The 14,376-nt window shown below is 41.4% G+C and carries 16 protein-coding genes and 1 tRNA gene; all 17 read right to left on the bottom strand.

Features of this window, described 5'->3' with window-relative positions; all coding sequences use genetic code 11:
• Positions 1-21: 21 nt before the first annotated feature.
• Positions 22-933: a tRNA pseudouridine(55) synthase TruB gene (gene truB / locus D3P96_RS02600; protein ID WP_124943041.1), complete on the bottom strand. Its 912-nt coding sequence runs from the start codon at positions 931-933 to the stop codon at positions 22-24.
• A 10-nt stretch (positions 934-943) separates the two neighbouring features.
• Positions 944-1,468 (bottom strand): GNAT family N-acetyltransferase, encoded by a 525-nt coding sequence (locus tag D3P96_RS02595; protein ID WP_124942847.1) that lies wholly within the window; start codon positions 1,466-1,468, stop codon positions 944-946.
• 100 nt (positions 1,469-1,568) lie between these two features.
• Entirely contained in the window at positions 1,569-1,925 is a 357-nt protein-coding gene (gene rbfA, locus D3P96_RS02590) for a 30S ribosome-binding factor RbfA (RefSeq protein ID WP_057743296.1), read from the bottom strand.
• 33 nt (positions 1,926-1,958) lie between these two features.
• Positions 1,959-4,265: a translation initiation factor IF-2 gene (gene infB / locus D3P96_RS02585; protein ID WP_124942846.1), complete on the bottom strand. Its 2,307-nt coding sequence runs from the start codon at positions 4,263-4,265 to the stop codon at positions 1,959-1,961.
• Between the two features lie 11 nt (positions 4,266-4,276).
• Positions 4,277-4,582: a YlxQ-related RNA-binding protein gene (locus D3P96_RS02580; protein ID WP_057743290.1), complete on the bottom strand. Its 306-nt coding sequence runs from the start codon at positions 4,580-4,582 to the stop codon at positions 4,277-4,279.
• Entirely contained in the window at positions 4,575-4,871 is a 297-nt protein-coding gene (gene rnpM / locus D3P96_RS02575; protein WP_124942845.1) for an RNase P modulator RnpM, read from the bottom strand. Before rnpM ends, D3P96_RS02580 begins: the two co-directional genes overlap by 8 nt.
• A gap of 26 nt (positions 4,872-4,897) precedes the next feature.
• Complete coding sequence (nusA, locus tag D3P96_RS02570; protein WP_124942844.1) at positions 4,898-6,007, bottom strand: transcription termination factor NusA; 1,110 nt, start codon at positions 6,005-6,007, stop codon at positions 4,898-4,900.
• Between the two features lie 18 nt (positions 6,008-6,025).
• On the bottom strand, positions 6,026-6,715 hold the full coding sequence (locus D3P96_RS02565) for a ribosome maturation factor (RefSeq protein WP_124942843.1): 690 nt from the start codon (positions 6,713-6,715) through the stop codon (positions 6,026-6,028).
• Positions 6,716-6,865: 150 nt separating this feature from the next.
• Entirely contained in the window at positions 6,866-8,047 is a 1,182-nt protein-coding gene (locus tag D3P96_RS02560) for a multidrug effflux MFS transporter (protein ID WP_124942842.1), read from the bottom strand.
• Positions 8,048-8,098: 51 nt separating this feature from the next.
• Positions 8,099-9,496, bottom strand: coding sequence for a magnesium transporter (mgtE, locus tag D3P96_RS02555; RefSeq protein WP_124942841.1), 1,398 nt, complete (start codon positions 9,494-9,496; stop codon positions 8,099-8,101).
• An 18-nt stretch (positions 9,497-9,514) separates the two neighbouring features.
• A complete protein-coding gene (locus D3P96_RS02550; protein WP_124942840.1) occupies positions 9,515-10,417 on the bottom strand; it encodes an RluA family pseudouridine synthase in 903 nt (300 codons plus the stop codon).
• A complete protein-coding gene (locus D3P96_RS02545; RefSeq protein WP_124942839.1) occupies positions 10,417-11,232 on the bottom strand; it encodes an NAD kinase in 816 nt (271 codons plus the stop codon). The genes D3P96_RS02550 and D3P96_RS02545 overlap by 1 nt, the downstream gene beginning before the upstream one ends.
• 12 nt (positions 11,233-11,244) lie before the next feature.
• Positions 11,245-11,850: a GTP pyrophosphokinase gene (locus tag D3P96_RS02540; RefSeq protein WP_124942838.1), complete on the bottom strand. Its 606-nt coding sequence runs from the start codon at positions 11,848-11,850 to the stop codon at positions 11,245-11,247.
• Positions 11,851-12,007: 157 nt separating this feature from the next.
• Complete coding sequence (locus tag D3P96_RS02535; protein ID WP_124942837.1) at positions 12,008-12,526, bottom strand: YfcE family phosphodiesterase; 519 nt, start codon at positions 12,524-12,526, stop codon at positions 12,008-12,010.
• Positions 12,526-13,125: an XTP/dITP diphosphatase gene (locus D3P96_RS02530; protein ID WP_124942836.1), complete on the bottom strand. Its 600-nt coding sequence runs from the start codon at positions 13,123-13,125 to the stop codon at positions 12,526-12,528. Before D3P96_RS02530 ends, D3P96_RS02535 begins: the two co-directional genes overlap by 1 nt.
• A gap of 4 nt (positions 13,126-13,129) precedes the next feature.
• Positions 13,130-13,972: a glutamate racemase gene (gene murI, locus D3P96_RS02525; protein ID WP_124942835.1), complete on the bottom strand. Its 843-nt coding sequence runs from the start codon at positions 13,970-13,972 to the stop codon at positions 13,130-13,132.
• A gap of 311 nt (positions 13,973-14,283) precedes the next feature.
• Positions 14,284-14,355: transfer RNA gene (locus D3P96_RS02520), tRNA-Gly, on the bottom strand.
• Positions 14,356-14,376: the final 21 nt, after the last annotated feature.

Raw genomic sequence — 14,376 nt, 5'->3', positions numbered from 1 at the left:
TAACCATCCTTGCTTCTATGCTTACTCATTTTTAAATGTTCGATATGGTCGATATTGTTGTTTCCGATCAGACCATTCAAATACTGATTTCACTTCATCGTTGTGTGTAATCACAATTCTTTCTGACGTCTTTGGATATGCCTCTACTGGTAAGCCAACTCCATTTTTAACGAAAGACCAGATGTCATCTGGGAGTGCCACACTGGGGTACTGGGCAACCGCCCGATCAATTGGCAAAAGCCAGTCATCGATTTGTCCAACGGCTTCCATTTCAGCTGCTACTTCTGCCAAAGAATGACTTTCAGCCAAAGTAAAGCCACCTGCTGATTGACGTGTCAGTTGGCTCATCACAGAAGGTAAGTTGAACTGTTTACCAAGATCAACTGCTAAGGTCCGAATATACGTTCCCTTTGATACAACTGCCTTAAAAGCAAAGGTTTGTGTTTGCGTTGCTGTATCAAAAACCGGTAAACTGGTTCGCTTAAATTCATAGATGGTTGCATCACGTTTTGGTCGCTCAACCGTTTCCCCGGCTCGTGCATATTCATATAATCGTCGTCCATTTACTTTTACAGCTGAAAACATCGGTGGAATTTGAATAATATCACCTTCAAGATTAGCTAGCCCTGTATCAATTTCCGTAACTGTCAATGGTTCTAAATGCGTTACTTCATCAACAATTTCGCCATCAAGATCTTCTGTTGTTGTTGAGAATCCCAAGGTAATCGTTCCAGTATAGACTTTCCCAGCATCCTGCAAAAATTCAATGCTCTTCGTCGCTTTACCAATAGCAACTGGTAGAACACCATCGACATTTGGATCAAGCGTTCCAGCATGGCCGACCTTTTTGGTCTGCAGAATTTTTCTTAACTTAAAGACGACATCGTGGGACGTCATGCCAGTTTCTTTATAGATTGGGAGAATCCCTTCCATCATGCGTACCTCAACCTTTATTTTTTTCTTGTGCTTCAATCGCTTTAAAGCTACTCCAGACCATTCCCATCATATAACTATCATGGTATCGTCCATTCGCATAAAATTGTTCTTTAAGCGTGCCTTCCATTTCAAACCCAATCTTTTGGTAAATATGAACAGCAGCTGTATTTTCAACGTCAACATACAAGTAAACCTTATGCATATTAATCACGTTAAAAGCATATTCTAAACCAGCTCGCATTGCTTCTTGAGCGAGTCCTTGTCCTTGAAACTTTTCTTCAACAATAATCTGAATTTCGGTATTACGATGTAAATTATCAATGTACACCAATTCGACAACACCAGCAAATTCATCATTGACGTCAATCACAAACCGACGTTCCGCTTGATCCAAAACGTGCTTATCATATAGAATTTCTAATTCATCAAATGAGGTATAGGGTTCTTCAAACCAAAGGGCCATAACCCGACGTGCATTTTCTTGTTTATAAATGTACGGTAAATCTCTCTTTTCTAATGGACGTAATTGCATGTTATATTCCCTTTTTTAAACGTTTTTATAGTTCCTTTAATTGTATCAAAATTTATGAGCGCATACAAAAAAGGTTCGGCGTTAACCGAACCTTTTGGGTTTAATCTTGTTGATCAAGTTGACGAATCAACTCATCAATATGGTTACCATATTGAATTGAATCATCTTTTTTGAAAATTAATTCGGGTGTTTTGTAAATCGTTAAGCGACTACCTAACTCTTTACGAATGAGCCCAGTTGCAGCATCCAAACCTTCTGCAGCCTTTTTATTAACAGACGCTAAATCTGATAATAAGCTGTAGTAGATTGTGGCCTGTTGCAAATCACCAGTCACCTCAACACCTGTTACAGTCACACCTTGAACACGAGGATCACGGACGCGCTTTAACAAAATGTCGTTAACTTCGCGTTGAATCTCTTGTTCTAAGCGACCAACTCGGAAATTTTGTTGTCCCATCATTGACCTCCTCTATGCTTGTTTTCGGTTAGATTAACGCTTAATTTCAACCATTTCATAGGCTTCAATTACGTCACCAATCTTTTCGTCATTGTAGTTTTCAATCGTCAAACCGAAGTCGTAACCATTCTTAACTTCCTTAACATCATCCTTGTATCGACGAAGTGAGTTAAGCTTACCTTCAAAGATCACGATGCCGTCACGAATCAAACGAACGGATGAATCACTGGTAATCTTACCAGAAGTTACCATACCACCAACGATAGTTCCAACCTTAGAAACCTTGAACAATTCACGAACGTCAGCAGTTCCGACGATTTCTTCCTTGTATTCAGGATCAAGTTGTCCCTTCATGGCTGCTTCGATTTCATCGATAACGTTATAGATAACGTTATGTAGACGAATATCAACATCCGCTGCATCGGCTTGCGCCTTAGCTTGTGGAGTTGGACGCACATTGAATCCAATGATAATCGCACCAGAAGCTTCAGCAAGCGTTACGTCGGATTCGTTAATCGCACCAACGGCTGTGTGAATGATATCAACCTTAACGCCGTCAACATCAATCTTTTGAAGTGAACTTGCCAATGCTTCCACAGAACCTTGTACGTCAGCCTTAATAATAACTGGTACAGACTTCATGTTTTCTTCAGCCATCTTGTTGAACAAGTCGTTAACTGAAACAACATTGTTACGGTTACGGTCTTCAAGCAAAGCACGCTTTGAACGTTCCTCACCAGCAGCACGCGCCGTCTTTTCATCTTCGAAGACCACGAAACGGTCACCAGCAGCTGGTACTTCGTTCAAACCAGTAATTTCAACTGGTGTTGAAGGAATCGCAGCCTTGATACGACGACCACGATCGTTTGTCATAGTACGTACACGACCGTATGTGTTACCCACAACGATTGGATCACCAATGTGCATGGTTCCTTGTTGAACAAGCACAGTGGCAACCGGTCCACGACCCTTATCCAAACGAGCTTCAACAACTGAACCAGCCGCGCGTTGGTCAGGATTTGCCTTCAAGTCCATGACATCAGCTGTCAAAAGAACCATATCAAGCAATTCGTCAATATTTTCACCATACTTGGCAGAAATCTTCACGAAGATGGTATCCCCACCAAATTCTTCTGGAATCAATTCGTATTGCATCAATTGGTTGATAACGTTATCAGGATTTGCGCCTGGCTTATCAATCTTATTCACAGCAACGATAATTGGTGTTCCAGCAGCCTTGGCGTGGTGAATAGCTTCAACAGTTTGTGGCATAACACCATCATCAGCGGCAACCACTAAGATGGTAATGTCAGTCACGTTGGCACCACGAGCACGCATTTCAGTAAAGGCCGCGTGTCCAGGTGTATCCAAGAACGTGATTTCACGATCATCTTCAGTCTTCACTTGGTAAGCACCGATGTGTTGTGTGATACCACCAGCTTCACCATCAGTCACGTGAGTGTTACGTAGGTAATCCAACAATGTCGTCTTACCGTGGTCAACGTGACCCATGATGGTTACGACTGGTGCACGTGGTTGAAGGTTTTCATCGTTATTGGCTTCTTCTTCGAAGATTTTATCGATATCAGAATGGTCAACTTCGATCTTTTCCTTAGCTTCAATGCCGTAATCAGTTGCAAGCAATTCGATGGTATCCCCATCCAAGCTTTGGTTTTGGTTAACCATTACGCCAAGCATGAACAACTTCTTAATAATTTCAGTTGCATCACGGTGAATCAACTTTGCAATATCTTGAACGTTCATTCCTACCGTATAGTTCAATACTTCTGGTAATGGTTGTTCCTTACGTTGTGGTGCTGCTGGACGTGGTTCGTTGTTACGTTGGTTATTACGGTTTTGACCGCGCTTACCCTTCTTACCACCACGGTTGTTGTTATTCCAACCACCATTACGGTTTTGACCTTGTCCACCACGGTTTTGACCTTGTCCGCCACGATTTTGACCTTGTCCACCTTGTGGACGTTGGCTATTGTTGTTTTGCGTACGTTGTCCACCGTTATTAGCATGGTTTTGGTTGTTATTTGTTGCTGGCTTCTTCGTCTCTTGACGTTGTCCACCATTGTTTTGCTTAGGTTCAGACTTCTTCGTTGCTGCTGGCTTGGCTTGTGCTTGGGCCTTTGCAGCTGGCTTAGCGTCTGTCTTGGCAGATTTTTGATTTGATTGGCTCTTTTGAACACGTTGCTTCAAATCTTTTTCTTGATTGTCATTAATTGTTGACATATGGTTCTTAACATCAAATCCAGCTGATTCAGCTTCTGATACTAAGTCCTTTGATGAAACATTCAGTTCCTTTGCCAACTCATAAATTCGCTTGGTCATGTGCCATCCTCCTATTGTTCTAAGTATTGTCGCATTTTCTTTGCAAAACCACGATTGGCTACGGCTAACACTGTTCGGGGCATCCCCGTTGCATCAGCTAATTGTGCCTTTGAAAAACGTGTACACATAGGTACATCATAACTCGTCGTTTTGTCTGTAAACTTTTTTAATGTACTAGGACCACCGTCACTGGCAAAAAAAACCAGGGAAGCTTTACCGTTCCGAATTGCCTTTAAGGCCATATCTTCACCCGCTTCAAGTTTTCCAGCTCGACGTGCTAATCCTAATAAATTCAATATTTTTTGGTCGTTATTCATCGCCAAATAGCTCCCGTCGAGCTGCTTGGTGGTCAACATATGCAATCAATTCATCGTAAAAATCATCTGGTAATTTAACCCCAAATGCACGATCAAATGTCCGCTTCTTTTTGGCCTGTTGGGCAACGTCAACATCTAATTTGACGTATGCCCCACGCCCGTTTGCTCGGCTCGTCGGATCAAGCTCAACTTCACCTTCGGGTGTTTTCACAATTCGAACAAGGTCAGGCTTTGGCACCATCTCACCGGTTACGATATCTTTTCGCATTGGAATTTTACGTTGCCGCATTGCATGTTCCTCCTTAGGCTACCAACTTACTCTTCTTCAAAAGTATCAACGACTTCTTCAACCGCTGGCGCTGGGTTTTCTAATTCAGCCATCACAGCATCACGTTCGCTTTCAGGCTTGATATCAATCTTAAAGTTCGTCAAGCGTGCTGCCAAACGTGCGTTTTGACCACGCTTACCAATGGCTAATGACAATTGATAATCGGGTACCAAAACCGTTACGGCACGTTCATTTTCAGGATCGAAAATCACGTCAACCACTTCAGCAGGGTTCAAGGCATTCTTGATGAATTCGACTGGATCTTCAGTCCATTCAACGATGTCCATGTTTTCACCTGAAAGTTCATTCACGATTGCTTGCACACGCGCACCACGTTGACCAACCATTGTTCCAACAGCATCTAGGTTTTCATTATGTGAGTAAACGGCAATCTTAGAACGATCTCCGGCTTCACGCGCGATTGACTTGATTTCAACAGTACCATCATAAACTTCAGGCACTTCTGATTCGAACAAGCGCTTAACCAAATCTGGGTGTGTCCGTGAAACAAAGACCTGTGGTCCCTTAGATTCATTCTTAACATCAGAAACAAGGACCTTAATACGGTCACCCATTTGGTACTTTTCGTTTGGCATTTGATCTTCAGGCTTCATGGCCGCTTCTTGTTGACCAGGTAAAATCACATAAAGGAAACGTGAATCTTCACGTTCAACTTCACCAGTGATAATTTCATCCTTGTATGTGATGAAGTTATCATAGATGTTACCACGTTCAGCTTCGCGAACCTTTTGCATGATAATTTGCTTAGCCGTTTGAGCTGCCAAACGACCAAAGTCTGAAGGTGTTACTTCAAACTTAATTTCATCACCAAGTTCATAAGCCTTATTTTTATTCAAGGCATCAGATAGGCTGACTTCTTTATTGGCGTCTTCAACATCTTCAACCACGGTCTTAACAGAATAAACCTTGATGTTTCCCTTTTTTTGATCAAAAGTTACTTCAACATTATCTGCATCGTCATAATTCTTTTCATATGCCTTTTTCAAGGCTTCTTCAATGGCTTCTACTAATACATCAGCCTTAATGTTCTTTTCTTCTTCAAGGGCATTAAGAGCTGTCACCAATTCCTTACTCATTTTTCTTTCTCCACTTATCTAGAACGTATTTGTATGGCGCGCTTTAGCTACCACATCTCTTGGGATTTCAATTGTCTGACCATCTTCATCAGCAAGTACCAATACTTCTGGGGTTACTTCAGTTAACTCACCTACAAAATCTTTTTGACCATCAATTTTCCGGTATGTTGAAACTTGTACCAACTTTTCAGTGGCCCAAGCAAAATCATCATCCGTCATTAAAATACGATCTTGATCAATTGACAAATGGGCGCGCTTGATTTGGTCCATAGGCAACGTTACTTGTGTCCGCTTACCCTTTTTTCCAACAACTTCAAGCGTAATTTCATCATCTGTCGCTGAAACAAGCGTCCCAGTTAGGGTCATTTCACCATCCACTGGTGTTTTCAATTCTAGTTCAACCGTCTTATTCACGGCCCAATCAAAATCACGTGGACGCTTTAAGTCGCGTTCAGCACCGGGTGATGAAACATCCAAGAGGTAGGCCTCTGGGAATGGATCCGGTTGGATTTCGTCAACACGATCACTAATTAATTCAGTTAACATCACTAAATCATCCATGTTAATGTCACCGTCTAGCCGATCGACTAAGACACGCAAAACCATATCAGCATCTTGTTTCTCGTACCGGACATCCCACAGGTCAAACCCTTGTTCAGTCAAAGCATCAGTTAGCACTGCTGCTACCTTATCAATCACTTCTGGCATTTTTAAACCTCCCTTCAGTTTAAGGTTTCATATTTTTAAAATAAATTCCAAAAAAATGAGCGGCCGGGGCATTTCGCCCTGGCCACTCAGCTAAGAGTTTATTAATCAACAAAGTTAATCATAGCATTAAAGCTATTCGATTGCAACAATTTACGCTGTCTGCTTACGCTGCATTAACCCGTAGATTCCGGCTCCTAATAATTGAACCACAACAATGACGAGAACTAACGGTACCATTGTGCTTGTACCGCCAAGTCCAACTAAGGGTGACATAATGCCGCCCATCGCAAAACGGGTTAATCCGAGAATTCCCGATGCAGTTCCAGCATCTTGGTGTTCACGGGCCATAGCTAATGCCGTCGTCATACTATTAATCCCACCGACTGGTGCCACAATCAGGAAGAATGCCAGAATGGTTAGCCAAATTGACTTTGGTAAGAATAGCGTCATGACAAGTAGCAGCCCACCAAACATTGAAAACAACATAAACCATTTCAAGATACGCCAAGCTGAGTATTTCTCAGCTAGCTTTCCAGAAAGACTCGCTCCCAACAGAATGCCAAATCCATTCAACGCGTACACCCCTGAAAAGGCAGGAACTGACAAACCATACAAATCTTGTAGGACAAACGAAGAACCAGCAATATAAGCAAACAAGGCACTCATCATAAACCCTTGAATCAAGGTCATTGCCATAAAATATCGATTTTCAAGAATACTTTTAAACCGACCCAAAGTTGCCCTGAATGACCCCGTTTGACGCTCTAAGTTAGTTTCAGGTAGCTTGAAAATGATGAGGATAACAATCACCAGTCCTAAAGCACCCAGTAACCAAAATGCACTTCGCCAATCCGCAAGTGCAATTAAGACGCCCCCAAGGACCGGCGCTAAAATTGGGAAGATGCCATTGATGGTTTGATTAATCGCCACATTACGGGTTAACTGAATACCATTAAAAGAATCCGTAATCATCGCCAGCGATAGGACAATTCCAGTTGAACCACCCAGCCCTTGAATGAGACGTAATGCAATAATCATCCCAATATTATCACTTACTGCAATGCCAAATGATGCGATTGTAAACGCTGTAATCCCATAGATTAAAGGTTTTTTTCGGCCGAGTTTGTCTGAAAGTGGTCCAATCACGACCTGACCAATCGCCAATCCGAACATTGCTGCTGTAATTGACAACTGCGTCATCGCTGCTGTCGTATGTAGTTCACGTTGTAGTACCGGTAATCCAGGTAAATATAAATCTAAGGCAAGTGGACCAAAAGCACTCAGGACTCCCAAAATCATTATCTGGAGCCGAGTCATATTATTTTTTTGCATTTCTTTCTCCCAAATAAAAAAGGCTTAATGCTAAGCCAATTTTTTGCTTGGCTATATGGCACCAAATAAATGGATAAATAAGCCAGCAATATTAAAATAAATCAAAACTGATGTTAAATCAGATAGTGTTGAAATGAACGGACCAGACGCAACAGCAGGATCAACATGAATGGCATCCATAATGAGTGGAATAAAAGCCCCAGCCACGTTGGCAACCAGAATCGCAATACCCATGGCTAATCCGACTGCTAATCCCAAAAGTACATTGTGCTTCCAAACAGTCACAACGGTAAAAATGGTCAAACCAGCAACAATCCCAATAATGAATCCAATTAAAATTTCATTTAACAACATCTTCCACACGTTGGTGGTTGATTTAAAGGCAAGTTTACGCACTGCGACCGCAAGTGACTGCGTTCCGGCATTTCCAGCCGTACCCGTAATTAAAGAAATAAAAACGGCTAAAATGGGGGCAGTCGCGACTAATCCATTAAATCCATCAATAACTGATGCCGTCCCCATTCCCAAGAAAATCAAACCGATTAACCATGGCAACCGTTTAAAGGCCGCTTTAAGTGGATTATCATCCCCACTTTCAACATCAACTCCGGCCAGACGTGAGTAATCTTCGGTTGCCTCATCGCCGATAACATCAACGATATCATCGACCATGATAATTCCCAATAAATGCCCATCTTCAACGACTGGTAGCGATGAGAAGTTATAATCGGCCATAATATGCGCAACATCTTCTTGGTCTTCATCAGGTCCAACCGCGATAAGATTCGTATCCATGATGTCCTTCAATTCTAATGAATCATCGGCAAGCATCAAGGAACGCAGTGAGACAACCCCCACTAATTTATCCTCAGCATTCAAGACATAAATATAAGTAATTTGTTCGGCTTCTTTAGCTGCATCCTTCACGGCCTGCATTGCTTCAGGAATTGTATCTGTCTCACTAATAGCAATATAATCATGACTCATCAATGACCCAGCTGTTTCGTCATCATAATTCAACAGCTCACGAATAGACCTAGCGTCTTGTTCAGGCATCAATGATAAGTACATTCGTAGATCATGTGTATTTAATTCTTCCAAAATATCAACAGAATTATCAGAATACATTTGGTCTAACATTTGGGCGGCATACTGCGGTGACATTTCTTTTAATAAGCTAACTGGTTTGGAATCATCATCAACTGGCATTTCATCAAAGACTTCCGCCATTTCACTTGGCAATAACCAGTCGATGACTTGTTGGCGTAACTGCGATGGCAAGTTCAGATAAAATTGTCCACGATCGTAACCGTGTAAATCGTCAAAGCCTTCTAAGAAGGCTTTCTTGTCACCATGTTCCAAATCATTCACAAGGGCTTGTGCTTGTTCACTGATTTCGTCACGCATATCTTCAACAACTTCTTCTGCGTTATTATTTTCATTTGCCATACAGACACCCCCTTTACCTTATATTTTTACTTGATAACCATCCAATAACTCGACCATATCATCTGGTAGTGCGCACGTCGTCTTTCGGTCCATTTGAGCAAATGGATCATAAAATGTAAGCGCATATGCGTGCAAGGCTTGGCGCTCAATCCCTCGATCCATTGGACCACCATAAATTTCATCACCAACTAATGGATGCCCAATGTGACTGAAATGAACCCGAATTTGATGCGTGCGCCCAGTATGAAGTCGAACACGTACCAAGGTCATATCACCAAAGCGGTGCTCAACCCAATACTCTGTGGTTGAGGCACGCCCATCATCGCGAACTTCCCGACGAATAAAGTCACCATCAACACGTCCAATTGGACCCTCAATGATGCCATGGTCATCAGGTAAATCTCCGTCAACAACTGCGAAATAACGCTTGTCCACGGCGTGTGTTTGCAATTGTTTGTCTAATAATCCATGTGCAAAACGGTGCTTTGCCAATAATGCCACACCTGAGGTAAATCGATCTAATCGAGTAACGACGTGCGGTACTAAATCTTGCGAACCTTCATCCTCTAAATACCCTTTTACCCGATTTACCATGGTATTGGACCGATCTGCTTTACCTGGTACTGACGTTACACCAGCAGGTTTATTCACAATTAACCAGTTTTCATCTTCATAGAGTACATCTAATGGTAAGTGTGATGTTTCAACAACATCATTGGATTGCTCTGGTGGCAATGAAATCACTACTTGTTCACCAGGTTGAATCTCATCAACCGTTCGTACTTGGCGACCATTAATTTCAACTGATCCACCACCACGTTTAATGATTGAAAACATCCGGTGTGAGACCCCTTGTTGTGCTAAAAATGTTTTAATTTTGAATGGGGTTTCCTCTTGATTCACCCAGCTAAATGATGCCACTATTTCTCCTCCGGACCAATAAAACTTGTTTGAATACGTTGCCAGAAGTTCATATGGCGATACTTTGCAAACTTAATTTTAGTTGGTGCAATCTTAAATTCAATTTTTTCAATCTGTTCTGATACAAAATGTAGCGTATCGTATGCGACTTGGACAGAATCGGTCTCTGCCTCTGGCGCCCTAAAAGCAACCACATCAGACTTGCCTAAAATAACCGGTGACCCTAATGTTCGAAAGACTCGGTTATTAATCGAGCCGATTTCATTCAGTTGCATGGCTTCCAAACTCGGACTTACCACAGCACCACCAACTGCCTTATTATAGGCGGTTGAACCACTTGGTGTCGCAATTGACAATCCATCGCCACGAAAACGTTCAAAGTATTCACCATTAATATCAACAATTGCCGACAATGTCCCAAATGAGCGCTTAATAACAATTTCATTCAATGCTAAGATTGTTCGTTTGGTTTGATCTGTAAAAAACAAATCGGCCTGCACAATGGGATATTCAACAGCTTCCTTAGAATCATGTACCAGACTGTTCACAAGATCATCCAGTTCGAAATCTTGCCAGTCCGCATAAAAGCCTAAGTGACCCGTGTGCACACCAATAAAACGAACATGATCCAATTGTTGTTCATACGCATGAAAGGCAGACAAAAGGGTCCCATCTCCACCTACTGAAATCACAATATCCGGTCGTTCATTATCAAACTCAATTTCAGCATCGTTTTGATTCAAAATCTTTGTCTTTAACTCATTTACAACTTCAACAGAATGGTCATTATCATTATGATAAATGGCAATTTTCATGATACGCCTCGCTTATGCTTTGTCTGTTTCGCTCGTCTCTAAATGAAGATGTTCGAAAATATCATCAATTTCGTTTGACAAATCAGCAGCATGTTTTAGCTGTTGCTCCATGTCTTCAGTGTATACACCGTTATACTTATAATTAATTGCATGTTCAATCGTTGCCCATACATTCATTTGCATCGTCCGAATTTGAATTTCCGCCAGAACTTTATGTTCACCGGTAATTAATTGCAGTGGGTATTCAATCACAATGTGATAAGACCGATAACCTGAAGGCTTGGCATTTGTCACATAGTCACGTTCTTCTAAGATCGTCATATCCTTACGTTGGCGCAATAAATCAACAACTTTATAAATATCATCCGTAAACTGGGTCATAATTCTAACACCAGCTAGATCTTCCATATCTTTTTCTAAACGTTCGTCCTCAATGTGACGACGAACCATTTTTTCTTCAATCGCATCAACTGTTTTCACACGACCAGTTACAAATTCAACCGGCGTCTGAATTCCTGCAAGATTAAATTCAGGCCGCATCCCACGCAGCTTTACTTTCAATTCATCCACAGTCTGTTGATACGGTTGTAATCTCACAGCCCATTCTTTTTCATTCATGATCAAATATCTCCCGAGCTTCTCAAATTCACTCTTTATATTGTACCAAAGATACCCCTAGCTTGTACCGTGTTTTAGTTAAAACACACGGATGCCCCATCTTATTTCGTCACTCATGCCTTCAATAAAAAAATACCACAATGGTTGTGGTACTTTTTTAGCGTGAGAAACTCACCTTCAAACCATCGACTGGTTGTTCGTCACGCGTATAGAATTGCACATCAAACCGATCTGGTAACACTGAAAGAATAGCATACGTCCCCTTCAAGTAGGCATATTGTCCACGTGGAAAAGCAATCGAACCAGGATTAATGTATAGAATATTATCAATCATTTCTGCCCCTAGTTGATGTGTATGTCCCGTTAAAACAATATCAGCATTTTGGGCTTTAGCTGCTGCTTCCAACTGAGTAAGATCACGTTCAGTATGATACAAATGTCCATGAGCCATATAAATTTTAACTTGTTGCTCTTGGTATAACCGGTCATCCGGAAACATTGAATCTCGATCCATGTTTCCAACTACTGGAAGAAGTTTATCGAACAGTTCATCATCATGTTTTAGTTCGGAATCCCCAATGTAAAACATAGCCTGGACTCGTCCACGATAATCCGCCACTAATTTTTCGAGGATACCACGATCCCCATGCGCATCAGAAACAATCAAATAATCCATTAGACTTCCTCCCACCATGCATTAAAGTCTTCAGCAAAACGATCTAGTGCTTGCCCACGATGTGAAATCTCATTTTTTTCTGCCACAGATAACTCCGCTAAGGTTTTATCATATGGAGGATAATAAAATAATGGATCATATCCAAAACCATCATTTCCCTGTGGTTCACGCAAAATTTCACCGGTAACTTCTCCAGAAGTCACAAGCTTAGCACCGTTTGGTTTCAATGCTACAATCACCGCTACGAATTTTGCTTGGCGTTCATCGTCAGGGACATTCTGCATGTTCTTCAATAGTTTTTCATTGTTAGCTGCATCATCATGATCACCCGCGTATCGTGCCGAGTAGATGCCTGGCTCACCATTTAATGCCTCAACGACAAGTCCAGCATCTTCAGCCACAACTGGTAATTGATAAGCATCCATGATGGTCTGTGCTTTTATTAGACTATTTTCTTCGAAAGTCGTTCCATTCTCAATAATTTCCGGTACATCTGATAAATCAAGTAGTGATAAGACTTCAATTCCTTTAGGTGCTAAAAATGCTCGAAATTCCTTAATCTTACCAGGATTTTTTGACGCAAAAATTAATTTTTTCAAGTGCTTAGCCCTCCTTTGATAACCTTAAGCCATTGTCATCAGCTTCTAAATGTTTCACTGTCACTGGAATTTCTAACCAACTTTCCGCAATATTTTGGAAAGGTGCAACATCTCCAGTTGTAAAGTAAAGATCATCTTCGTGATTGGCCATGGGATAAATACCATGACGTGCATCATTATCATCTAAAATCTGCTCAACTAAATTAATGGCCTCGGCTCCAGCGTTCACCAAGGTTACTTGGTCGCCCATTGCCTTTTGAATTTCTTTACTCAACAGTGGAAAATGTGTACACCCTAAAATCAATGTATCAATATCTGTATCGATTAATTCAGCTAGTTGATCATTCACAAGGGCTTGCTTTTCATCTTCATTGGTTAAATTAGATTCCACAAGTGTCACTAAATCAGGCGTTGCTACTTGATAGACATCCATTCCTGGATTTGCTGCCATTAATCCATTGTAATAAGCGTTTGAGTCGACTGTACCCTGGGTTGCAATCACCCCAACTTCATTGTTCTCTGTTGTATCAAGTGCTGATTCAACACCTGGTTGAATAACCCCCACAACCGGGATTGGCAAATGCTCTTGTAACAACGGTAAACCTGCAGCAGTGGCTGTATTACATGCAATCACAAGTAACTTAATGCCATCATCCGTTTCATTCAGATATTGACCAATTTGAAGCGCAAACTTTGCGACTTCTTCAGTTCGTCTTGGACCATAGGGCATGCGTAACGTATCCCCAACATATTTAACTTGCTCATTTGGTAATTGGTATAGTGCTTGTTTTACTGCTGTTAAGCCACCAACACCTGAGTCCATGTACCCGATTGCACGATTGTCCATTAGTGTCCTCTTTTCTAATTACTGTATAATTAACTGCACTACATGTGCGAGCGCAAATAGCGCAGTAATGATGGCCATAACACCATACATGAAACTACCCATTTTACGTTTTTGTTTGTATCTCCGATTAGATAACCAAAGTAGGGCCACTGTTGCAAGTACAAAGAATAAAATAAATAAAAGTGTACCCCAAATTGGCGTATTCGTATGTGTCATGTATACCCTCACATTTTAAATTTGAATTACGTTCATTATACCATTTTCCATTAAAAAAACGCCCCTTATAAAATAAGGAACGTTTTATTTCAGTAAGCGAACTACGGGATTCGAACCCGCGACCCCCACCATGGCAAGGTGATGTTCTACCACTGAACTAAGTTCGCAAGATAATGCCGACTAAAGGA

The organism is Weissella viridescens (genome assembly GCF_003862435.1).
GTDB classification, from domain to species: Bacteria; Bacillota; Bacilli; order Lactobacillales; family Lactobacillaceae; genus Weissella; species Weissella viridescens_A.
Note: the sequence above shows the minus strand (reverse complement) of the source record. Positions and strands in the feature narration are given on the sequence as shown.